We start from the raw sequence: 20,337 nt of genomic DNA, 5'->3' as shown, positions 1-20,337 counted from the left end.
ATATGTCCGATTGGCCACCAAAACCAGAAAATGAAACGCCGAAACAACAGCCTGTACATGAACAACCGACAGGAAACGAATGGAAACTTTTAGAGAAAGCAGTTTTAGCTTCCGTCGAGGAACAACGTCGTGCACGTCGTTGGGGCATCTTTTTCAAATGTCTAACTTTTGCCTACCTTTTGTTTATTCTGATTGCCATGACCAAGAGCTGTTCGACTGGTGGTACAGATGCAACAGCATCTAAACACATAGCTGTAGTTGATATTGTTGGTACCATTGCTGCTGATGAGCAAAGCGTAAACAGTGATGACACGATTAAGTCATTAAAGAAAGCTTTTGAAAATAAACAAAGCCAAGCGGTGGTGCTCAATATTAATTCACCAGGTGGTTCTCCGGTTCAGTCAGATGAAATCTGGCAAGAAATTCAATATTTGAAAAAAGCGCATAGCGATAAAAAATTGTATGCGGTGATTGGTGATACAGGTGCATCAGGTGCTTACTATATCGCATCTGCTGCTGACGAAATCTTGGTGAATCCATCGAGTTTAGTGGGTTCAATCGGTGTGATTATGCCGAACTATGGGGTGAATGGCCTCATGCAAAAACTGGGTGTTGAAGACCGCACCATGACCTCTGGTCAAAACAAAGCTTTATTGTCAATGACACAACCTGTTAATCCTGCGCAGCGCGCACATGTTCAAGGTGTACTTGATAATGTACACGAGCATTTTATTAATGCTGTGAAACAAGGTCGTGGCAAAAAGTTAAAGTCGAACGATCCTGCACTTTTCTCAGGCCTTTTCTGGACAGGGGACCAGGCGGTCAAACTGGGTATTGCGGACCGTATTGGTAATTTACATACTTTAAAACGTGAACTAAATACCGATAAAGCGATGGATTATACGGTGGTACATAGCCCACTAGATGCAGTATTAGGCCGTTTAGGTGCATCGATGGGAGCTGGTTTTGCATCTTCACTTTCAAATCAAATGCAATCTGAACAGACCACGAAACTCCAATGAAACCTTTAATTCATTTTGCGCACGCCAATGGCGTGCCTTCTAAGGTCTATCAGAAATTATTTGATTTACTGTCAGATCAGTATGATGTGATCTATGTCCCTTTATTAGGGCCAGATAAAAACTACCCGATTGATAACCATTGGAAAAGCTTAACTCAGCAAGTGATTGACAGTATTGTTCGTCAGGCACAGGGTCGTAAAGTGATTGGTTTGGGACATTCATTAGGATCAGTGTTGACGTTTCAGGCGGCATTACAGCGTCCTGAGCTATTTCAACAAGTCATCATGATGGACCCGCCTTTGATCATGGGCAAAGCCTCATTTGCATTACACTTTGCGAAAATGTTGAAGTTAAAAATGGTTGATACCATGTCACCAGCAGCGCTATCTTTACGGCGTCGTGACCATTGGGAAAGCCGTGAGCAAGCAGCTGAACTTTTACGTCCTAAAAGCTTTTATAAAGACTTTGATCCAGACTGTTTTCAAGCTTATATTGACTATGCTTTAACGGAAGATCGCGTCCGTGGCGGTGTTGAACTTGCGATTGCAAAAATGGATGAAGTTCATATCTTCAGGACCAATCCTTCTTTATGGTGGCTACCTCAGGGCAAATCACAAGTGCCGATGCATTTGCTGATTGCTGAAAAAGGTCCTTTTGTTGGTCCAGGGTTTCCACAAATAGTGAAAAAGAAATTTGGCATTCCTTATCAAATCGTTGAGGGAAGCCATATGTTTCCTTTAGAGCGACCAGAAGAAACGGTTACTCTGATTAAGACGCTGATTCAATAAAATGTTTAATAGTACTTTTCAGTAGCCATAAAAAAACGCCCCCTTGGAGGCGTTTTTTATTTTTAAAATTTGCAAAACTGAATTGGCTCGTGCATCAGTGTATTGCGGTAGAGAACACCTTGGTCTGTATGCTGAATCGTTTGTGTACAAATCCACTCTACCACTTGCGGGTAGATGATATGCTCAAGCGTATGTACACGCTGGGCCAAACTATTCACACCATCATGTGAGCCAACTTTCAGTACACCTTGTGCCAAAGCTTGACCTGCATCAAGCTCAGCCGTCACATAGTGCACGGTACAGCCATGCAGTTGATCGCCAGTATTTAGTACGCGCTGATGGGTATGCATACCTTTGTAATGCGGTAGAAGAGAAGGGTGAATGTTGATCATTTTCCCTTCCCAAGCACTGACAAATTTCTCACTTAAAATACGCATAAAGCCAGCAAGAACCACCAAGTCCACATTCCAATCAAGTAATTGCTGATGCATGACATCATCAAAAGCTTCACGATGAGGATACTGTTTGTGTTCAATGACCGCTGTTGCAATACCTGCATTTTCAGCACGCTGTAGCGCATAGGCTTCAGGTTTGTTGGAAATCACACCCACAATTTGCCCTGACAGATTGGCATCAATCAAGGCTTGAAGGTTTGATCCACTTCCTGAAACCAAAACAGCAATTTTAATCATATGACTTAAGCGAATGTCACGCGGATTTTTTCGTCTGCGCCTTCAACTGACTCAGCATTGTCTACGATATGTCCCATAGTGAAAGCTTTTTCACCCAGGTTATTGAGTCGTTCAACTGTTTTGTCCGCATCAGCAGCATCAACAACTAAGACCATGCCTACGCCACAGTTGAATGTGCGATACATTTCGAACTGTTCAACACCACCTTCACTCTGAAGAAGTTTAAACAATTCTGGCCATTCCCAAGATGCTTCATTCACAACAGCTTGAGCACCATTCGGCAATACGCGTGGTAAGTTACCTGGTAAACCACCACCAGTAATGTGTGCCATTGCGTGTACATCAACTTCTTTTAAAAGTTGAAGAATAGGCTTCACGTAAATACGTGTTGGTTCCATTGCAACATCGGCAAGTGGACGACCATCAACGATTTGCGTCAAGTCAACGTTTTTCACGTCTAAAATTTTACGAAGTAGAGAGTAACCGTTTGAGTGAGCACCACTTGATGCAACACCAATTAAAACGTCACCCGCTTTGACTTTAGAGCCATCAATAATTTTGCTTTGCTCAACTACGCCTACACAGAAACCTGCCAAGTCGTAATCTTCACCTTCATACATGCCCGGCATTTCGGCAGTTTCACCACCAACCAATGCACAACCCGCAAGTTCACAGCCTGTACCGATACCTGTAACTACGTTTGCAGCCACATCTACATTAAGATGGCCTGTTGCATAGTAGTCAAGGAAGAATAATGGCTCAGCGCCACATACAAGAAGATCGTTTACACACATTGCAACCAAGTCTTGACCAATCGTGTCATGACGGTTCAAATTCAATGCTAAACGTAATTTTGTACCAACACCGTCTGTGCCAGATACGAGAACAGGTTCTTCATAACCTTTAGGGATTTTACAAAGTGCACCGAAGCCACCTAATCCGCCCATTACTTCAGGACGAGTAGTACGCTTCGCGACAGATTTGATACGATCGACTAACGCGTCGCCCGCTTCAATGTCGACACCTGCATCTTTGTAGCTTAAACCAGTGTTTGGGGTAGAAGTTGAGTTGCTCATAATGAAGTCTCCGCATTCGCGGGGCGATTATACCTGAATATACGAAACACATATGTTATTTCTGCGCTAAAATGTTATCTTTACTAAAATATTTTTCTCAATAACGATTAAATCTGAAAAAGGCGAGATTGCATGCAAGATCGTACACTTAAACGTATTTTTATTTTGGCAGGAATCGCGCTCATACTCTGGGTGTTGTATTTACTTAAGCCTGTTGTTTTACCTTTTATTGGTGCATTTTTAGTCGCTTATCTATTTAGCCCACTGGTCGATAAACTGCATAAAATTGGCTTACCGCGTTGGTTGTCTATTAGTGCTGTTTTTATCGGTATTGGCGTTGTCATTACATTGGCATTTTGGTATTTAGTTCCACTGGTGTGGGAACAGCTGATGTATGCGAAGAACAGCATTCCTTCAGGTATACATTGGGCGAATTATAAATTCCTGCCTTGGTTATCTGACAGTTTTAATCTGGTCCCAATGGAATTAGATGTTGATCAGATTTCAGCTGCGATTATGGAATATGTACAGACCAACTATAGTGCTGACAGTATTCAGGCTATGATTGCCAAATTGGCTCAGTCTGGACTGAACTTCATTCAGATTGGTGGTACGGTTGTACTGATCCCGATTATTGCATTCTATTTTTTATTAGATTGGGATCGAATGCTGGACAGTTTTCGTCGTCTTATTCCACGGCGATATGAAGAACAGACCTTAGTCATTGTTAAAGAATGTCATAGTGTGCTTGGTGCTTTTGTCAAAGGTCAGTTCTTGGTCATGGTACTCTTGGGCGTGGTCTATGCAATGGGCTTACAGTTAATTGGACTTGAAGTAGGTTTGATTATTGGGATGGTGGCTGGGCTGTGCAGTATCATTCCTTACTTAGGTTTTGCTGTCGGGATTATTGCCGCAGTGATTGCGAGTTTATTCCAGTTTGGTATTGATTGGATGCAATTACTCTTGGTTGGTGTAGTCTTTATGATTGGTCAGGCAGTGGAAGGCTATATCCTACAACCGTTCTTGTTGGGCGATAAAATTGGCTTGTCTCCAGTTGCTGTGGTATTTGCGGTACTGGCTGGTGCACAATTGGGCGGTATTTTAGGTATGTTAATTGCGTTGCCTGTGGCTGCTGTGATTGTGGTTTTATTAAGACATGCACGTGAGTTTTATGAAAATAGTCCAATGTATAGTACACCTACTTTTGTTGTGCAAGATTCATCTGCGGGTTCAATTGCGATTGAAACCGATCAAGTCGATGTTGATATTGAACTAAAAAATCAAGCGGTAAAAGCTCAGCAAGCATCTGAAAATTCAAGTAAGATTGATCAGATAGACCATAAAGAACTTTAGGATATACAAACCAGCATGCGTCAATTGCAACTAGATATTGAACCCCAACTCGATGCCCGAATCAGTGATTTTTCTGGGCCGGGATGGGGGCCTGTTATCGATGCGATTCGTCAGTTACATGCAGGTTTAATGAATCGTTTTTATGTGTATGGCGGTGCAGGTTCTGGAAAAAGCCATTTACTTTCAGCAATTTGTGATTCTTATTTAGATGTAGGTAAAACAGCGATTCAGGTTTCACTACTTGAGTTGCTGGATGCGCCAACAGAAGCAATCACCTCTTTAGAGCGTTTTGACCTTGTCGCTTTAGATGACATCGAAGCCATCAGCGGTGTGCCGCATTGGCAGAAAGCGGTTTTTCACCTGATCAACTACAACAATGAAGAAGGTGGCCAGTTGGTGTTCTCTTCTCGTGTTGCACCGATTGAATTAAAACTTGAACTACCCGATTTACAATCTCGCCTGACGCAGGCTGTAAGTGTGAAAGTACCAAACGGAAGTTTGTATGCCGATCGTTCTACATTGGTGATGTCGGTTTTATCGCGTCGTGGGATTCATATCGATCAACAGATTATTGATTATTTGCTCGCGCATGGGCCACATCAAACCTCGGTGTTATTGCAAAGTTTAGAACAACTGATTCAACTGTTAAAAGGTGAGAAAACCAAACTGAGTAATGCAAACCTCAGACAAATTTATGCGCTAATTGACGAATATCGGTAAATCATAATATTACTTGAGAATTTATCCGAGCTGTGACAGAGTACAAAAAATTGTTAGATATTGCAGGGATTTTGCGATCTAAGAATAAAAAGAAAAGATAAAATAAAAGCAAGGAGATTGTTATGCTCAAGAAGAGCATAGGTGTAGCTACGCTATTGGTGGCGAGTCATACCTATTCGGACAATATTAAAGTGACCATCACTGACGATATTGTCAAAAATGACACGGAATGTTCACTTCGCGAAGCTATCGACTATATTAATCAAGGTATGCCTGAGGCGGGTTATTATGGCTGCGGGGGCAAAGATGCGATTTCCACCGTCATGCTTGAGAAAAATAAAACCTATTTGCTAAATACCCATCTTGCGATCAAAAAAGATTTAACACTCAGAACAAGTTATGACAGTTCTGTGGGGGAAGAAACTGTTCAGGGTTTAAGTAATGCCATCTTAAAAATGAATGGTTCTGACAACTTATTAAGGGTTGATAATGCTGAGAATGCTTTAATTCGTGTGTTAGTAAAAGAGGTTACTCTACAGGGCTGTGCGAAAGACTGCGGTGTGAATCAAGGTGGTTTAATTTATAACAATGAATATTTAGGTCTTGAGTACGTCAAATTAACAGGTGGTTTTGCAGGGCAAGGGGGTGCGATTTACAATGTTGCAACCTTGCTCGAAGATGGTACTAGTCGTAGTCTAGTCGAAATTCGCTCTACTCTGGTTGAACAAAACCAAGCGGCACAAGGTGCTATTTTGTATGGGGACGCGCCTTCTTTTCGGATTTATAATTCAGTTTTCAAAGAAAATAAAACAACAGATGCAAGCAGTGCCAATATTTACTCTGTCAATAATGCAGCTGTTAAAGAAGATACAACCTTATCCAGTTTAGCATCACGTCTGGTCAGTAGTACCTTTGTGAAAAATATAGGTTATGTCGTCAATGTACGAGATGGCATGGCTTTGAATAACTTAACGGTGGTGGGAAACAGTAAAGGGATTTATTTCAATCCATCTACAAACTTGGCTTATCTGGCCAACAGTATCGTTTTAGGGAATGCTGAAAATACCATCACACAAAACTGTGCTGGAGATTTAAGAAAAGCAGTTCTTCAGAACAACTTAGTCACACAAAGTGACTGTGGCAGTGGTGCGAGCTATTATCCGAATGAGTTTTGGTCTGGCGCTTTGATTGCAGGCAGTGATGTGGTGGGTGAGTGTAAAACCATGTCTGCAGATGCTGACAGTTTATTGTGTCCTTATATTGTTCCCAACCAAAAATTTTTAGGCTATATCCGTCCACGCATTTTAATGAGTCAGACGCATTGGTTAGATTCCCCAATTGTGAACAAGGGTAAAGTGGTTGTAAACACAACGGATTCTTTAATTGGCTGTGAAAATTCAGATCAACGTGGTGTGAATCGAAATACGAACAATACCTTTTGTGATCGTGGTGCAATCGAGATTGAGGTCCCAACGACCATTAGCTTAATTGGTGAAGATCTGATTGCGGGGCAAGTAGCTAAACTTTCTGTTGCAGATCTGCTTGGAGATAGTGATCTACTGTCCAAAACCGAATGTGCAAGCTTGTTCAAATCGGCTAAAGCGCCAAATGGTGAAGAGTGGCAACTGGGTTGTATGCGGGTGCAGCAGACTCAAACGGTATCGAAAGGTAAAGTGGCGATTGATGAACTAGGAAATATTACTTACACGCCAAATGGAGCATGGCATGGTGCTGATATTTTTAGGTTACAGCTGGTCACAACCACGACACGTTTTGATGAGCATATTCCGTTCGTCGAAGTGAATGTAAAAATTGTACAAGAACCGCAAAATCATATGGAAAGTGACAAAATTAAAACCTCTGGGGGAAGCACGGGTATTCTGAGCTTACTGGGGTTATTTGCTTTAATTTTGCTGCGTCGAAAATAAAAAGAAAAGGGCAAACATGAAACACTTTAAAAAAGGACTATTGGGTGTCATGGTAATAACTGCTATGACATTAATGGCTGCAGAAGATAGAACAATTCATGTCAACACATTTGAAGATGAAGATAATGTAAACATGAATCAATGTTCACTCCGTGAGGCAATCAAAACAGCCAGCTTAAACAAGGCTTATGGTGGCTGTAGTGCTGGGAATACCGGTTCAGGTCAAACCGATTATATTCAGTTAGAAGCTGGGACGTATAAACTGAATAAGGAAATTGTTCCCGAGTCTAAAGTGGTGATTTTTGGGAAAAGCCCATATTTAGATCGTGAAAAAAATCCCATCACTTTTAAGTATCCAGCGCTAGGTGAGTTGACTTCACGGATTGATGCGGGTGGAAAGTCACGTTTATTTAATACCATTACCAAGACCAGTTTGACGCTAGAGAATGTGATTTTAGAAAATGGTTATTCGGCAGATGAAGGCGGTGCTTTATTGGTCGGTGGAGCATTAACCTTAAATAATGCACAAATTCTAAACTCAAAGTCCGATAAAAAAGGTGGAGCACTCTATCTCGTTGGTCCTGGTGAGCATCAGGTGACTGTAAATAATAGTGTATTACAAGGCAACCAAGCGACTGTGGGTAGTGTTCTTGCAATGCAATGTTATGCTGGGCTGTTGGATGTAAAAACCAATATAGAGTTTGGAGCGAATAGTATTATTTCGAATGGTGAGATATCGAATCTAAATACATTCGATTTTTGTGGTAACCCAAAAGTTGCTATGGCGAATAATACGATCGCAAAAAATACAGTAAATTCGACAAATGGAAGCATTATTTATGCCGTCAATACTCGAGATCATAATCTGAGTCTTGAAAGTAATTTCTTATTGTCAAATAACACTATTGTAGAAAACAGTGCAGCGAGCGTTTTGGATTATGACGATTTCGGTACGAAGTCGTTGTATTACAATGTACTTGCATATAATGGAAACACATCATGCCGCTATGTCGGTTCTCAGATACTATCCGACAAATATGATGCAGGTGTGACAGCAGGTTACAATGCGTTTGATACGGTGACCAGTCAGTGTGAACTGGCAGCAAGTGCACGAATACTCGATAGTATGACAGATACCAATATTGATGTGAAAAATGTGGCTATAGGAAGTCTACTCAGTTCCTTAACCTCGCCATCGAAATATAATTTATTCCGCCCAATGTATTTCCCGAAAGTGAATAGTGGAGGAGTTGATTTACTCGATACCAACAGTAAATTGAGCTGTAATGATAGTGATCAGCGTGGTCTAGACCGTATTGTCGACGGAACATTGATGTTAGCACCTGCGGAAGCTAACAGCTGTGATATTGGATCGGTTGAGTTGCGTCGTTTAGCAGCAGCTGATATTGCTGATTTGAAAAATAGCTCGCAGGCAGAACGTCTTCAGGCGTATGAGAATAATATTAAGGAGTTAGAAGGTTTAATCGCCAATAAAAACACCAATCCAGACTTTTTGATCGAGTTTAATGAAGAGTTAAAACGTTATAAAGAGCTTTTAGCGGCAACCAAACTACATCAAAAGTACCGAGCGATTTATGTCGATCCCTTCCAGTTTGTCTTGCAAGATGAGGCTGTGGTCAACACTGCTGATGGAACGTCGGCTTTAAAAGAAATGAACACTGAAAATTATACCATTACTGAAACTCAGGTATTAGGTGTAGGTGTGCTCAGCGCCAAAGATGGTGTGCTGGATACCTCAAAACTCAGAGCGGATCCAACTTTACGTTGTGAGTGGAAGGATGATTTAAAACAAATCATGATTTATCGCACCGATGGTAAGCCTACAACCAGCACAGAACATGTCTATTGCCAATATAGCGTGAAGAGTAAAGCTACGCAGGCAATCTCTTCGGGGATTTTAAAAGCGGAGTTTAGCAATATACAACCAATTGCTAAAACGGATGAATACACGCTGAATTATGGTGGCACTTTAAAACTCAATGTAAATCCACTGGTAAATGATAGTGATGATGGCGATGGTCCGATGAGTACAGTCGCGGCAGAACATCAGCGTCCAGCATTTCACCGTGATGCGAATGGAAAGGATCTTGCTATTCGTATTGTACGTCAGGATGCAGGCATTAATATTAAGCCAGAACGTACAGGTTCTTGTCCGGGAGAATATGAAAAATATGTATGTTATGGTGGCAATATTGAAGTTGAAGTCCGCAATAATTTCAGTCCATTCCCTTATGAAATTGAATATGTGATCTATGATGCAGAGGCTGAAGAGTCTAAATCTGCGATGATGTATTTTACGAACACCGCTAAAAATACCAATACGGAAGCGAGTGGCGGTGGTGGCTCAATGGGTGGTCTTGGGGTGCTTGGATTATTGTCATTAGCGTGGTTTAGACAACGACGGAAAATATAAATGTAGCCATAAAAAATGCCTCATATGAGGCACTTTTTATGGGTGTTTCTAAAGTATTTATATTCAACTAGGCATCTTAATGTGTAGCAGTGTTGCTATTGATGTATTTATTGATATATTCATTTCGAATATTCACACGTTCATCTGCATCTGCTTTTTGCATGCGTACACGTAAATCACGTCGTTCTTGTGTACTCATCTGTTGCCAAGTGTCACGCATTTTTTGCTTTTCTTGTTCAGGTAACTGAGTAAACCAGTCCATACGTTGTTGCAGGGCTGCACTTTGCCCATCTGGCAGTTCTTTAAGTGACTGGTAACGTTGAATCAACGCACGCTGTTCTTCTTCAGACAACGATTCCCAAGTTTCAGACACTTGGGTATCTGCATCTTTGGAAAAAATCCAAAAACGATCAAAACCTGCAAAACTGGTTTGTAAAAAACCTAGCGTGCAAAGTGCAAAAGCGACACGTTTAGCTGCCATGTGGAACAGTGTCCTCACCTAAAACCAATAACATTTCTAAATCTTCAACCATTTGAGGTGAAAGTTTAGGAGTCGAAACCACTTGGTTATGTGGCTTTTCATCAAGGGTTACAGAATTCGGAAGAACGACAAAGCCAGCAATAGCCGCAGCTAAAGCAAAACCAGACATTTTCCAAAGGCCATAACGTGAGGACTTTTGATCTTGAATGTCATCAAGAACATGTTGCATCACCACGGGTTTGTTTTTGTGGTGTTGCGCGAGCCCATCAAGTTTGGAGGTTACTTGCTTTAAGAAATCATCTTTCATTCGGATGATCCTCCTAGATGTGGATTCAAATGTGCGAGAGCATTGCGTAAGCCTTGAATCGCACGGTGGTAATGAGTTTTAACGCTGCCTTCAGAGCAATTCATGATTTGCGCAGTGGTTGCAGTATCAAAACCTTCCCATGCACGTAACATAAATGCTTGCTGCTGACGAACAGGAAGACCAGCAATGGCTTCTTGAATTTCATCCGCAGTGACAGCTTGACTTAAAAAGTCTGAAGGATTCAGCGCTCTTTCATCGACTACCTCATTTACTTCAAAATCGTCATCATCAAGACTGACTTTTTTAAAGAAAGAAAAGGGTTGTGCTCGACGTGCTTCTTTACGACGCCAATCCTGTAATTTGTTGGTTAAAATGGTATAGAACAGGGGATACCATTCTTCCGTAGATCGATCGGAATAAGATTTGTGTAATGAAATGAAGGCTTCTTGCACCAAATCCATGGCGATACCCTGCTGGTTTTGTGTGGCACTTTCCATCATTACTAACGCACGACCAGTCACTTCTTGCATGAAGTTTTTTAGGCGAGACTCAGCTGTACTCTTGAGAGCACTAAAATCCTGCATTTTAGACTGTTTGGGTGCTAAATCCATAGAGATGGAAAATCCTGTCATCGGATACCCACCATTATTTCCTCGATCATGTGCCTATAACGTTGGAAATAATGGTTTGGTTGACAACACAAGTAATTATTTTTTCTAGTGTAATCTATTTTTTCTGCTGAGCCGACTTTAGTTAATATAACTTAACGATTTTAAAGTCGTTGTCGTACCATTTCAAAAAAGCAGATTGAACCGGCAATGGCGACATTGAGAGATTCTTGGCCACCGGGCTGAGGAATGCTTAGTGCTTGCGCATGCGCCAAAGCAAAGTCAGAAACTCCTTGGCCTTCATTGCCTAAGATCCAGACACAAGCTTGTGTTAAATCTTTTTGATATAAACTTTCAGCCTGATGTGAGCTGGTCACATACACTGGAATTTCAAAGCGTTCGAGTACATCTTCGATGGCAACGTTTTCATAGGTGTTGAGTGAGAAGTGTGCACCCATGCCTGCGCGTAATACACGTGGTGACCAGAGTGCAGCAGAACCTTTGGTACAAATAACTTGCTTAATACCCGCTGCAGCAGCAGAGCGGAGTAGTGTACCTACATTGCCTGGATCTTGAATGTTTTCCAAAATCAAGGTATCCAAGCTAAAGTCTACACTTTGGCTTGAACTTGGTAAGTCTACAACTGCCAAGAAGGGCAAAGTGGTTCCTAATGTGCTTAAGTCACGATATAGGCTTTCAGCAATGACAAAAACAGCACCTTCATATTCATCTAAAATATCGCAAATATCAGGGTGTTCGAGTGCATTTTCAGTGGTGAAAATAGAATTGAGTTTCTTCTTTTTTTCAACCCAAGCTAAGCCTAAGTGTGTCCCTTCAAGCACAGTTTGACCCTGCTTTTTACGGTAGCTACTTTGCTCTATTAAACCGCGCAGATGTTTAATCTTTGGGTTGTCTTTTGATTCAAGGAAAATAATCGACATGGAGGAGACTCATGCGCATAACGCGTCAAATGGTTATGCGCATTTTAAAAAATTAGTTGTGGTAGCCAGTCACTAAATCGACTTCGTTTTTAGAACCAATAATCACAGGGACACGTTGGTGTAGGTCAGTTGGTTGGATGTCTAAAATACGAACGCGACCCGTTGTAGATGCACCGCCAGCTTGTTCAATTAGCATACTCATTGGGTTTGCTTCATACATTAAACGCAGGCGACCTGCTTTTTTCGGATCTTTGAGGTCGTATGGATACATGAAAATCCCGCTACGGCAAAGAATACGATGAATGTCGCCCACCATACATGCAACCCAACGCATGTTAAAGTCTTTCTCACGTGGACCTGTTTTACCTGCGAGAAGTTCTTCAATATAACGTTTTACTGGGTTTTCCCAGTGGCGTTGGTTTGAAGAGTTAATAGCATATTCTTTGGTATCTGCTGCCACTTGAATATTTTCAGAGGTGAGCAAGAATTGTTGAGTTTCTGGGTCAAAGGTAAAGAATACTGTGCCTGCACCGACTGTTAATGCCAACATGGTTGATGGGCCATAAAGCACATAACCTGCAGCAACTTGCTGGTTGCCTGCTTGCATAAAGTCTTCAGCTTGTGTCACTGCATTTTTTGCAGGTAAGATTGAGAAAATAGTACCCACACACATATTGATGTCGATGTTGCTTGAACCATCAAGTGGGTCAAATAAAACTAAATATTTGCCATTTTCTTGAGCTGGCGTGAATTCATCCAATTCTTCAGACGCTAAGCCACCAACTTGTGGGTGGACTTTTAGAGCATCAATCAAATAATCATTTGAAATCACATCCAGTTTTTTCTGTTCTTCACCTTGCACGTTTTCATGCTGCGCGCTACCTAAGACACCAGCTAAAGCACCTTTTTGTAAAGCTTGATCGATGGTTTGGCAAGTAGCAGCAATGGTGCTAATCACTTGTGCCAATTCAGGCGTAAGATTTCCCGTTTGTTGTTCTAAAAATTGGGACAGATTGAGATATGACATAAGGGGGAGGACTCCACTAAAACTTGAATACGTAACAAAATCAACATTGCGCTATATTTTAGTCGAGAACGAGACAAAAGAACAATTAAACTCGACTATTTGCTGCGATTTTACCCTTGCAAGTCTTGTGGAAAGTGCTATGTTGATGGAAGGAATATCAGGTAAAAATAGGAGCACAACAATGACAACGCAAAAATTTGATGCGACTCCAACGCCGAGCGAAGGGATTAACTTAGATGATATTTCAGACGATAGCGTGAAAAAAGCGTGGCAAGACTACGAAGCAAAAGCTGAGTATAAAAAGTTCAATAAACATGACATGATTGAATCTATGCAACATGCTGAAGAATCTGATGAAAATCCCAAGCCTGAACAAGTTTAAGTCATAAAAAAGCGCTCATCGAAAGGAGCGCTTTTTTATTTCAGTTGTGATACCAGCATTATTTTAAAAGTGGTGGCACTGCTTCGTAGTTAATTTCTACGCGACGGTTTTCTTTCCATGCATTTTCGTCATGGCCTGCATTGATTGGCATTTCTTTACCATAACTAACGGCTTCAAGCTGGCTCGGACTCACACCTGTGGTGATTAAGAAACTTTCAACCGCTTTGGCACGACGTTCACCCAATGCCATATTGTATTCACGTGTACCGCGCTCATCGGTATGACCTGTTAACGCCACACGCGAATTTGCATTTGCCATTAAGAACTGCGCATGGGCTTGTAGCGTTTGGTAATCATCATTGCTGAGGTCGCTACTGTCATAGTCAAAATGTACAACGCGTTTTGCTAAAAATGCTTTGTTGGCTTCAGTCACGCCTTTTGCCGATGCACCTGCAAGATTTTGTGCATTTAAAGCTGCATCTTCACTTAGACCTTGAGTATTGACTGTGGTTGAGCCATTTGGGTTTTGACCCGCTTCAATTGTTGCAGCAGGTTTACGGCTCGCACATCCTGTAACTACAAGAGCAGTCGCTAAGATTGGAAGGGCTAAAAGTTTGATCGATTTCATTCTTCATCTCCATGAAAATTGATGATTATTAAATGACTAGTCATTAAAAAGTTATTTGGGTGCCCAAGCAGGTTCACGGACTTCACCTTGTTCACTTGGTAAATTCATACGGAAACGGCCATCCAGTGACATGATCGATAACAAACCACGTGAACCTTCACGCGTTGCATAGACCACCATCTGCCCATTTGGCGAGAAACTTGGTGATTCATCCAAACTGGTTGGCGTTAAAATATTGGTGACACTTGAGTTTAAATCTTGAATAGCGACTTTATAGTTACTGCCGCTTGGACGGTGAACCAGTGCTAGCTTTTTACCATCAGCACTGAGCGTACCACGTGCATTGAACGCGCCACGGAAGGTCAGACGGTTATAGCTGCTATTTGCCAAGTCATAACGGTAAATTTGTGCAGAACCACCACGGTCAGAAGTAAAGATAAATGACTTACCATCTGGTGCATAACGTGCTTCAGTATCAATAGCACTGTCGTTGGTCATACGTTGCAGTTGACGGGTTTCCAAGTTCATTTGGTAAATTTCTGGGTTGCCATGCATAGAAGCGGTGAACAACATACTTTTCCCATCTGGTGAGAAGCTTGGCGCGCCATTTAGACCACGGAAGCTAGCAAGCTTTTCACGCGCACCTGTGGAAAGGTCTTGGACATAAATTGCAGGGCGTTTGGTTTCAAATGAAACATAAGCGATTTTCTTAGCATCTGGTGTCCAAGCAGGCGATAAAATTGGATCGCGTGACGTTAAAATTGTACGTGGTTGCTCACCATCAGTATCCGCGATTTGTAGTGTATAGCGTTGCTCTGGTGTAGCAGGATTCCGTAGCACATAAGCAATACGACCGCTGAAGTCCCCAGGAATACCAGTTAATGCTTGATAAATAGCATCACTAATCATGTGTGCAGCAGAACGAACGCGTGATGCTGGAACAGTTAATAATTCATTTAAAAGATATTGTTGTTTTTGGACATCGTACAGTTGGTAATGAACCTCGTAGCTACCATTTTCAGTGGTTTTTACTGTTCCTGTAACGACATATGGAACACCTGCTGCTTGCCAGTTGGCTGCGTTCGGATTATTCATGCTGGCTGTTGCAGGCAAATTTTTTGAAGCGCTGGTAAATTTCCCTGAGCGGTTTAAATCCGTTTCAATAATAGGATAGAGACTGCTGTCATTGCTAAAAGGTACGATTGCAATTTTAGGCGCTTCTTCAGGTGCTTTTGCAATTTCTAAATGAAGCTGAGCATGCGCTTGAGTCACTAAGACTGGGCTGAAAGCAGTTAAAATGGCTAGGCTAAGAAGGTGTTTACGCGTCATTTCCATCATTCGTTATTTACTCAAACAAACGGCTTTTATTGTGGGTTTAATTGTTCTACATAATGGCATGATTTTCTAATATTAAAAGCATGAAATTATGACTGATCTGTTATAACACTGTGAAAAATGAGTAAGAATTAAGTCGTTTAAGCGTAAGTGCAAAAACGCATAGGTAGATATGTGTGATAAGGGGGAGTGGCGATTTACTTGTATTGAGTGAAATATCGACTGAAATTAAAGACTTCACATCGATTACTATTGAGCATGGATACAGATTAAATGTATTTAAAATAAGTTATTTGAATATATAAAAGTACTGAGCTTTAGGCTAAAAAATCCCCTGACTGTTCAGGGGATTTGGATTATTTCGCAGTAAAGGATGAGGTAAAGCTTTGTGCTTGCCGGCGTGCTTCTGGATCTGAAGGCATTGGGTAGGGGGCAGCAGAACGAACAGCAGCTTCAACACTGGCTTTCATGTCAGGATCACTTGAATTGACAATCACCGAACGTACGGAACCGTTATCAGATAAGGTCACTCGCGCTGTTGCGGTCTTACCACTTGAGCCTGCTGGGGTATCCCAAGCGCGTTTAATTTTATTTTCAAAGTCGCGCTTAGCCGTTGAAGCAATTTGCTTGGCTTCAGCTTTCTTTTGCGCGGCTTCTTCGGCAGCTTGTTTTGCAGATGAAGCACGTGCTTCTTCAGCCGCACGCTCTTTGGCTTCGGCATCAGCTTTACGTTTGGCATCAGCAGCGGCTTTGGCTTTTTCGGCATCAGCTTTGGCTTTTGCGTCAGCATTTGCCTTAGCTTTATCAGCATCAGCTTTACGTTTCGCATCAGCGTCAGCTTTGGTCTTCGCAGCATCTGCTTTAGCTTTAGCATCGGCATTTGCCTTAGCTTTATCGGCATCAGCTTTTGTTTTCGCATCAGTGGCGGCTTTCGCTTTGTCCGCATCGGCTTTACGTTTTGCATCAGCGGCGGCTTTTGCTTTGTCCGCATCGGCTTTGGCTTTTGCATCAGCCGCAACTTTAGCTTTATTGGCATCAGTAATTTGTTGCTGCTTTTTAGCGAGATCGGCTTTCTTTTGTGCGTCAAGCTTCGCTTTTTGCACTGCCTCTGCTTTTTTCAATGCTTCTAAGTTTGCTCGGCGTTTGGCGTCTGCTTCGGCTTTCGCCGCTGCATCTGCTTTGGCTTTCTCAGCATTTTTAGCTTGCTCCGCTGCACGGGCAGCAGCACGTTCTTGCTGAGCTTGTAGTTTTTCAGCTTCAGCCTTTGCACGTGCCTGAATCTGCTGCTGTAGTTCAGCTTTACGCGTTGCCGCTTCAGCAGCTTTGGCATCCGCTGCTGCTTTTTGAGCGTCGACCTTTGGCACAACGGGTGTTATAGGTGGTGCTGTTGGGATAACAGGTGCAGGCTCTACAGCGGGCGGAGCAGTTTGTGTGATTTCTTTGGCTACATTTTCATGTGCTGTTTCCGTAAACTCTGTTTCTTCAAGCGTAACAGGCTTTAAGTCCTCAGGTTTGATGAGCACAGTTCTAATTTGCTTCGGTGGCTCTGGTGGTTTACTCATACCAAGATAAAGTAAGCCAACAACAGCAATCACATGGACACCAAAGGTAAATCCAAGCGCGATGGCTTTTTGTTTAAAAGGTGGCTTTTTAAAATCTTTCATAAATTACTTTAATGGCTCTGTGAGTAATCCAACTTGGCTGAGACCCGCTTCTTGTAGGCTGTTCATGAGCGACATGACTTCGCCATAAGAGCGTGACTGTTCACCTTCCACAACAACGGTTAAAGTTTTATTGTCAGCCTGAGCTTGTTGCTGTGCTTCACTTAAAATAGACGTCAATTCAGATAAAGCCAAAGGTTCAACTGAACGGTGTGTTTTATATTTAAGGAAATAGCGACCTTCTTTATCTAAGCTGACCATTGCAGGTGCATCTTTTGATTCAATGGGGTTGCCATTGGCCTGAGGAAGGTCGACATTGATCCCACTGGTAATCATGGGTGCGGTGACCATAAAAATCACTAATAATACGAGCATGACGTCAATATATGGGACGACGTTCATCTCACTTTTTAGTGGTTTCTTAATGCGCTCGAAGCGCCCTGAACGTTGAATTGCCATTAGTCATGTTCCTTAGTTTCACCCAAAGACTGACGTTGTAATAACGCAACCATTTCTTCTGCAAATAAAGCACGATCGGAGTAAACCGTTTCGCCTTTTCCTGTGTAATGGTTAAATGCCAATACTGCAGGAATCGCTGCAAATAAACCAATTGCTGTAGCAATGAGGGCTTCAGCAATACCAGGTGCAACCGTTGCAAGGGTGACTTGATCTACGTCTGCTAAACCGATGAATGCATTCATGATGCCCCAAACGGTACCAAATAAGCCAACATACGGGGCCACAGAACCAATGCTGGCCAAAGCACCTAAGCCTTGTTCAAGTTGGCTTTGGTCACGACTTAGACCGACGCGTAAAATACGTTCTGTGCCTTCAATGGTTTGAGCTGTAGCAGCATTGCGTTTTTTTAGTTTTAAAAACTCGCCTAAACCTTGATAAAAAATATCCTCAAGGCCGACACGTTTGGAATTAAGTTGTGCATTGTTATATAGCGTATTCAGTTCAGCACCCGACCAAAAGATTTTTTGAAAATGGTCATCGTCTGCTTGTGCTTTTTTATAACTCATGTGTAACTTGGCAATCAGATACCAGCTAAACAGCGAGGCCAAAAGTAAAGCCAGCATTACCAGTTGTACGACTGGGCTTGCTTGTAATATTAGATCTGAAACTTGAAGAGATGATTCGAGTTGAGTTGCCATAGTTACTACATGTGCCAATAATTTTTTTAGTCTTGTCCTAATTCTTTTAGAATCAGTTCGCGGATTTCATTGGGAAGTCGACGTGGTTTCATTTCTGAACTGATACATGCCAATTCGACCTCACCAGATGCAAGCATGATTTCACCACGATAAATATTTTGTTGCAACACAAATGACGTAGCCTTACACGAAACAACACTTGCTGTAACAGTAATTAAATCATCCATTAAAATTGGACGCGAATATTTCACATTAATTTTGTGTACAACGAAGTTATAGTCTTTTTGATGCCAGTAATGATCTACACCAGAAGCACGTAACCACTCGGTACGGGTACGCTCCATAAAGCGAATATGATTGGCGTGGTAAACAATGCCACCTGCATCAGTATCTTCAATATAGACACGAATGTTGAATTCAAATTTATTCGCCATGAGAGTATTCCGTTTTTCCAGTTGTACGAGTCGATTTAGATTGACTTGGCGCTTTTATATTTAAGGACATGGTCTTAAAATTGGTGCACGTCAAAGTACTAATGCGTCGCAGTTTAGCATTATGAGATTTCACTCCAATGGCACAAGATGTCAAATATTATGCTTCGTGACCGCTTGAGTTACGTGTGGTGAAAATATGGAGTGGGTGTGATAATTTGATTCATGCTGTGCTCAGCTGTATTTCGTTTTTTTAAATAGTCCAAAATTTTACGTGTTTATAGATTTTATGAGCCATAACTATCAACCTACACCTTCTCAACTTATGTCTGTGATTCAGACACAAACAGCCATCGCAAAGCTCGGTTTGGATCTCAATGCAGTCATGACATTGGTTGCTGAACAAGCGCAGCAAATTACCAATGCGAAAGGTGCTGTGGTCGAACTCGATGAAGATGGCGATATGGTTTATCGTGCTGTATCTGGTGGAGCTGCACATTTATTGGGCTTAAGGTTGTACAAGTTAAACAGCCTGTCAGGCTTATGTGTAGAGCAAAATACAACGTTATATTGTACCGATAGTGAGAACGACCCTCGGGTAGATCGTGAAGCATGTCGTCGCGTTGGGTTAAGATCAATGGCTGTTGTACCGTTGACACATTGCAGCGAAGCAGTGGGCGTACTTAAAATTTATTCTGAAGAGGTAGAAGCCTTTAAAGAAAGTGATTTACAGCTTTTAAGTCTGATGTCAGAGTTAATCGCAGCAGCCATGTATCACGCCACCAAGTTTGGCGCACAGGAGTTATATAAACTAGCAACCCAAGATCACCTAACGGGGTTATCCAATCGTGCATTATTTCTAGATTATTTAAGACAAGGCGTGATGCAGGCTCAGAAATATGGGAAGCAGATTGGCGTTTTAATGATTGATATGGATGGTCTAAAAAGTATCAATGATCAATTTGGGCACCGCATGGGAGATGTTGCACTAAAGGAAATTGCGCATCGTATTAAAAATAATACACGACAAGAAGACTTGGTTGCGCGATTGGGTGGTGATGAGTTTGCGGTGATCTTAAGTAGTGTTGCGAACCGAGACTTAGCAACATCGGCCATGAATCGAATTGCAGAAGCGTGTGGTCTACCTTTTCGGTTTGAGCAGTTGGACCTAAAAATAGGAGCGAGCATTGGACTTGCCATCTACCCTGAAGATGCTTTGGGGATAGAGCCTTTAATTGAATTTGCAGATCAACAAATGTATTCACAGAAAAGACAACGTAAGACCGTGCAATAAAATCATATCTAGGATTAATCAAAACCATCAGAATGAGTGATTAACCTGATGGGATGAACTGTGAGCTTAACG

The 20,337-nt window shown here is 41.9% G+C and carries 21 protein-coding genes; 8 read left to right on the top strand and 13 right to left on the bottom strand.

Features of this window, described 5'->3' with window-relative positions; genetic code table 11:
• Positions 1–2 precede the first annotated feature (2 nt).
• A complete protein-coding gene (gene sppA / locus F946_RS07165; protein ID WP_004980637.1) occupies positions 3–1,022 on the top strand; it encodes a signal peptide peptidase SppA in 1,020 nt (339 codons plus the stop codon).
• Positions 1,019–1,810 (top strand): alpha/beta fold hydrolase, encoded by a 792-nt coding sequence (locus tag F946_RS07160; RefSeq protein ID WP_004980636.1) that lies wholly within the window; start codon positions 1,019–1,021, stop codon positions 1,808–1,810. Before sppA ends, F946_RS07160 begins: the two co-directional genes overlap by 4 nt.
• A gap of 62 nt (positions 1,811–1,872) precedes the next feature.
• Here F946_RS07160 and purN read toward each other — a convergent pair whose 3' ends face one another.
• A complete protein-coding gene (purN, locus tag F946_RS07155) occupies positions 1,873–2,502 on the bottom strand; it encodes a phosphoribosylglycinamide formyltransferase (protein ID WP_004980635.1) in 630 nt (209 codons plus the stop codon).
• Between the two features lie 5 nt (positions 2,503–2,507).
• Positions 2,508–3,578: a phosphoribosylformylglycinamidine cyclo-ligase gene (gene purM / locus F946_RS07150; RefSeq protein ID WP_004980634.1), complete on the bottom strand. Its 1,071-nt coding sequence runs from the start codon at positions 3,576–3,578 to the stop codon at positions 2,508–2,510.
• A gap of 132 nt (positions 3,579–3,710) precedes the next feature.
• On the opposite strand from purM, the gene cxpE reads away from it, so the two are divergent.
• The 4 genes from cxpE (at position 3,711) to F946_RS07130 (ending at position 10,013) form a co-directional block, all read left to right on the top strand.
• Positions 3,711–4,931 carry a chloramphenicol efflux transporter CxpE gene (cxpE, locus tag F946_RS07145; RefSeq protein WP_004980631.1) on the top strand — a complete coding sequence of 407 codons (1,221 nt, stop codon included), beginning with the start codon at positions 3,711–3,713 and terminating at the stop codon, positions 4,929–4,931.
• Positions 4,932–4,946: 15 nt separating this feature from the next.
• A complete protein-coding gene (hda, locus tag F946_RS07140; protein WP_004980630.1) occupies positions 4,947–5,651 on the top strand; it encodes a DnaA regulatory inactivator Hda in 705 nt (234 codons plus the stop codon).
• A 122-nt stretch (positions 5,652–5,773) separates the two neighbouring features.
• Positions 5,774–7,579, top strand: coding sequence for a rhombotarget A (gene rbtA, locus F946_RS07135; protein ID WP_004980627.1), 1,806 nt, complete (start codon positions 5,774–5,776; stop codon positions 7,577–7,579).
• Between the two features lie 64 nt (positions 7,580–7,643).
• Positions 7,644–10,013, top strand: coding sequence for a CSLREA domain-containing protein (locus F946_RS07130; protein WP_228128103.1), 2,370 nt, complete (start codon positions 7,644–7,646; stop codon positions 10,011–10,013).
• 76 nt (positions 10,014–10,089) lie between these two features.
• On the opposite strand, the gene F946_RS07125 is transcribed toward F946_RS07130, so the two are convergent.
• The 5 genes from F946_RS07125 to F946_RS07105 all read right to left on the bottom strand — a co-directional run bounded on the left by F946_RS07125 (position 10,090) and on the right by F946_RS07105 (position 13,377).
• Positions 10,090–10,494, bottom strand: a complete 405-nt coding sequence (locus F946_RS07125; protein WP_004980621.1) for a DUF3106 domain-containing protein — start codon at positions 10,492–10,494, stop codon at positions 10,090–10,092.
• A complete protein-coding gene (locus F946_RS07120) occupies positions 10,484–10,801 on the bottom strand; it encodes a hypothetical protein (RefSeq protein ID WP_004693889.1) in 318 nt (105 codons plus the stop codon). Before F946_RS07120 ends, F946_RS07125 begins: the two co-directional genes overlap by 11 nt.
• A complete protein-coding gene (locus tag F946_RS07115) occupies positions 10,798–11,412 on the bottom strand; it encodes an RNA polymerase sigma factor (RefSeq protein WP_004980618.1) in 615 nt (204 codons plus the stop codon). Before F946_RS07115 ends, F946_RS07120 begins: the two co-directional genes overlap by 4 nt.
• A 161-nt stretch (positions 11,413–11,573) precedes the next feature.
• Positions 11,574–12,350, bottom strand: coding sequence for a TrmH family RNA methyltransferase (locus F946_RS07110; protein WP_004693884.1), 777 nt, complete (start codon positions 12,348–12,350; stop codon positions 11,574–11,576).
• Between the two features lie 52 nt (positions 12,351–12,402).
• Positions 12,403–13,377: a class 1 fructose-bisphosphatase gene (locus F946_RS07105; RefSeq protein ID WP_004980616.1), complete on the bottom strand. Its 975-nt coding sequence runs from the start codon at positions 13,375–13,377 to the stop codon at positions 12,403–12,405.
• Between the two features lie 181 nt (positions 13,378–13,558).
• Between F946_RS07105 and F946_RS07100 the strand changes: the two genes are divergently transcribed.
• Positions 13,559–13,759, top strand: a complete 201-nt coding sequence (locus F946_RS07100) for an NF038105 family protein (protein ID WP_004980614.1) — start codon at positions 13,559–13,561, stop codon at positions 13,757–13,759.
• 58 nt (positions 13,760–13,817) lie between these two features.
• Here F946_RS07100 and pal read toward each other — a convergent pair whose 3' ends face one another.
• The 6 genes from pal to ybgC form a co-directional block, all read right to left on the bottom strand.
• The gene (gene pal, locus F946_RS07095; RefSeq protein ID WP_004980612.1) at positions 13,818–14,387 is read right to left on the bottom strand and encodes a peptidoglycan-associated lipoprotein Pal; all 570 of its coding nucleotides are present in this window, start codon (positions 14,385–14,387) and stop codon (positions 13,818–13,820) included.
• A 51-nt stretch (positions 14,388–14,438) separates the two neighbouring features.
• The gene (tolB, locus tag F946_RS07090; RefSeq protein ID WP_005399723.1) at positions 14,439–15,722 is read right to left on the bottom strand and encodes a Tol-Pal system beta propeller repeat protein TolB; all 1,284 of its coding nucleotides are present in this window, start codon (positions 15,720–15,722) and stop codon (positions 14,439–14,441) included.
• 356 nt (positions 15,723–16,078) lie between these two features.
• On the bottom strand, positions 16,079–17,386 hold the full coding sequence (gene tolA, locus F946_RS07085) for a cell envelope integrity protein TolA (protein ID WP_004980610.1): 1,308 nt from the start codon (positions 17,384–17,386) through the stop codon (positions 16,079–16,081).
• Between the two features lie 3 nt (positions 17,387–17,389).
• On the bottom strand, positions 17,390–17,842 hold the full coding sequence (tolR, locus tag F946_RS07080; RefSeq protein ID WP_004980608.1) for a protein TolR: 453 nt from the start codon (positions 17,840–17,842) through the stop codon (positions 17,390–17,392).
• Complete coding sequence (tolQ, locus tag F946_RS07075; RefSeq protein WP_004980607.1) at positions 17,842–18,540, bottom strand: protein TolQ; 699 nt, start codon at positions 18,538–18,540, stop codon at positions 17,842–17,844. Before tolQ ends, tolR begins: the two co-directional genes overlap by 1 nt.
• A 26-nt stretch (positions 18,541–18,566) precedes the next feature.
• Positions 18,567–18,974, bottom strand: a complete 408-nt coding sequence (gene ybgC, locus F946_RS07070) for a tol-pal system-associated acyl-CoA thioesterase (protein WP_004980606.1) — start codon at positions 18,972–18,974, stop codon at positions 18,567–18,569.
• 286 nt (positions 18,975–19,260) lie between these two features.
• On the opposite strand from ybgC, the gene F946_RS07065 reads away from it, so the two are divergent.
• Positions 19,261–20,265: a sensor domain-containing diguanylate cyclase gene (locus F946_RS07065; protein WP_004980604.1), complete on the top strand. Its 1,005-nt coding sequence runs from the start codon at positions 19,261–19,263 to the stop codon at positions 20,263–20,265.
• Positions 20,266–20,337: the final 72 nt, after the last annotated feature.

The sequence above is a fragment of the Acinetobacter johnsonii ANC 3681 genome, from assembly GCF_000368805.1.
Lineage (GTDB): Bacteria > Pseudomonadota > Gammaproteobacteria > Pseudomonadales > Moraxellaceae > Acinetobacter > Acinetobacter johnsonii.
The sequence above is the reverse complement of the archived record's forward strand: the minus strand, read 5'-3'. Positions and strand labels throughout refer to the sequence as shown.

What these genes read in the sequence shown, in the direction of transcription:
- sppA (WP_004980637.1), top strand. Translation starts at nt 3, where the DNA reads ATGTCCGATTGGCCACCAAAACCAGAAAATGAAACGCCGAAACAACAG.
- F946_RS07160 (WP_004980636.1), top strand. Translation starts at nt 1,019, where the DNA reads ATGAAACCTTTAATTCATTTTGCGCACGCCAATGGCGTGCCTTCTAAG.
- purN (WP_004980635.1), bottom strand. Translation starts at nt 2,502, where the DNA reads ATGATTAAAATTGCTGTTTTGGTTTCAGGAAGTGGATCAAACCTTCAA.
- purM (WP_004980634.1), bottom strand. Translation starts at nt 3,578, where the DNA reads ATGAGCAACTCAACTTCTACCCCAAACACTGGTTTAAGCTACAAAGAT.
- cxpE (WP_004980631.1), top strand. Translation starts at nt 3,711, where the DNA reads ATGCAAGATCGTACACTTAAACGTATTTTTATTTTGGCAGGAATCGCG.
- hda (WP_004980630.1), top strand. Translation starts at nt 4,947, where the DNA reads ATGCGTCAATTGCAACTAGATATTGAACCCCAACTCGATGCCCGAATC.
- rbtA (WP_004980627.1), top strand. Translation starts at nt 5,774, where the DNA reads ATGCTCAAGAAGAGCATAGGTGTAGCTACGCTATTGGTGGCGAGTCAT.
- F946_RS07130 (WP_228128103.1), top strand. Translation starts at nt 7,644, where the DNA reads ATGACATTAATGGCTGCAGAAGATAGAACAATTCATGTCAACACATTT.
- F946_RS07125 (WP_004980621.1), bottom strand. Translation starts at nt 10,494, where the DNA reads ATGGCAGCTAAACGTGTCGCTTTTGCACTTTGCACGCTAGGTTTTTTA.
- F946_RS07120 (WP_004693889.1), bottom strand. Translation starts at nt 10,801, where the DNA reads ATGAAAGATGATTTCTTAAAGCAAGTAACCTCCAAACTTGATGGGCTC.
- F946_RS07115 (WP_004980618.1), bottom strand. Translation starts at nt 11,412, where the DNA reads ATGGATTTAGCACCCAAACAGTCTAAAATGCAGGATTTTAGTGCTCTC.
- F946_RS07110 (WP_004693884.1), bottom strand. Translation starts at nt 12,350, where the DNA reads ATGTCGATTATTTTCCTTGAATCAAAAGACAACCCAAAGATTAAACAT.
- F946_RS07105 (WP_004980616.1), bottom strand. Translation starts at nt 13,377, where the DNA reads ATGTCATATCTCAATCTGTCCCAATTTTTAGAACAACAAACGGGAAAT.
- F946_RS07100 (WP_004980614.1), top strand. Translation starts at nt 13,559, where the DNA reads ATGACAACGCAAAAATTTGATGCGACTCCAACGCCGAGCGAAGGGATT.
- pal (WP_004980612.1), bottom strand. Translation starts at nt 14,387, where the DNA reads ATGAAATCGATCAAACTTTTAGCCCTTCCAATCTTAGCGACTGCTCTT.
- tolB (WP_005399723.1), bottom strand. Translation starts at nt 15,722, where the DNA reads ATGGAAATGACGCGTAAACACCTTCTTAGCCTAGCCATTTTAACTGCT.
- tolA (WP_004980610.1), bottom strand. Translation starts at nt 17,386, where the DNA reads ATGAAAGATTTTAAAAAGCCACCTTTTAAACAAAAAGCCATCGCGCTT.
- tolR (WP_004980608.1), bottom strand. Translation starts at nt 17,842, where the DNA reads ATGGCAATTCAACGTTCAGGGCGCTTCGAGCGCATTAAGAAACCACTA.
- tolQ (WP_004980607.1), bottom strand. Translation starts at nt 18,540, where the DNA reads ATGGCAACTCAACTCGAATCATCTCTTCAAGTTTCAGATCTAATATTA.
- ybgC (WP_004980606.1), bottom strand. Translation starts at nt 18,974, where the DNA reads ATGGCGAATAAATTTGAATTCAACATTCGTGTCTATATTGAAGATACT.
- F946_RS07065 (WP_004980604.1), top strand. Translation starts at nt 19,261, where the DNA reads ATGAGCCATAACTATCAACCTACACCTTCTCAACTTATGTCTGTGATT.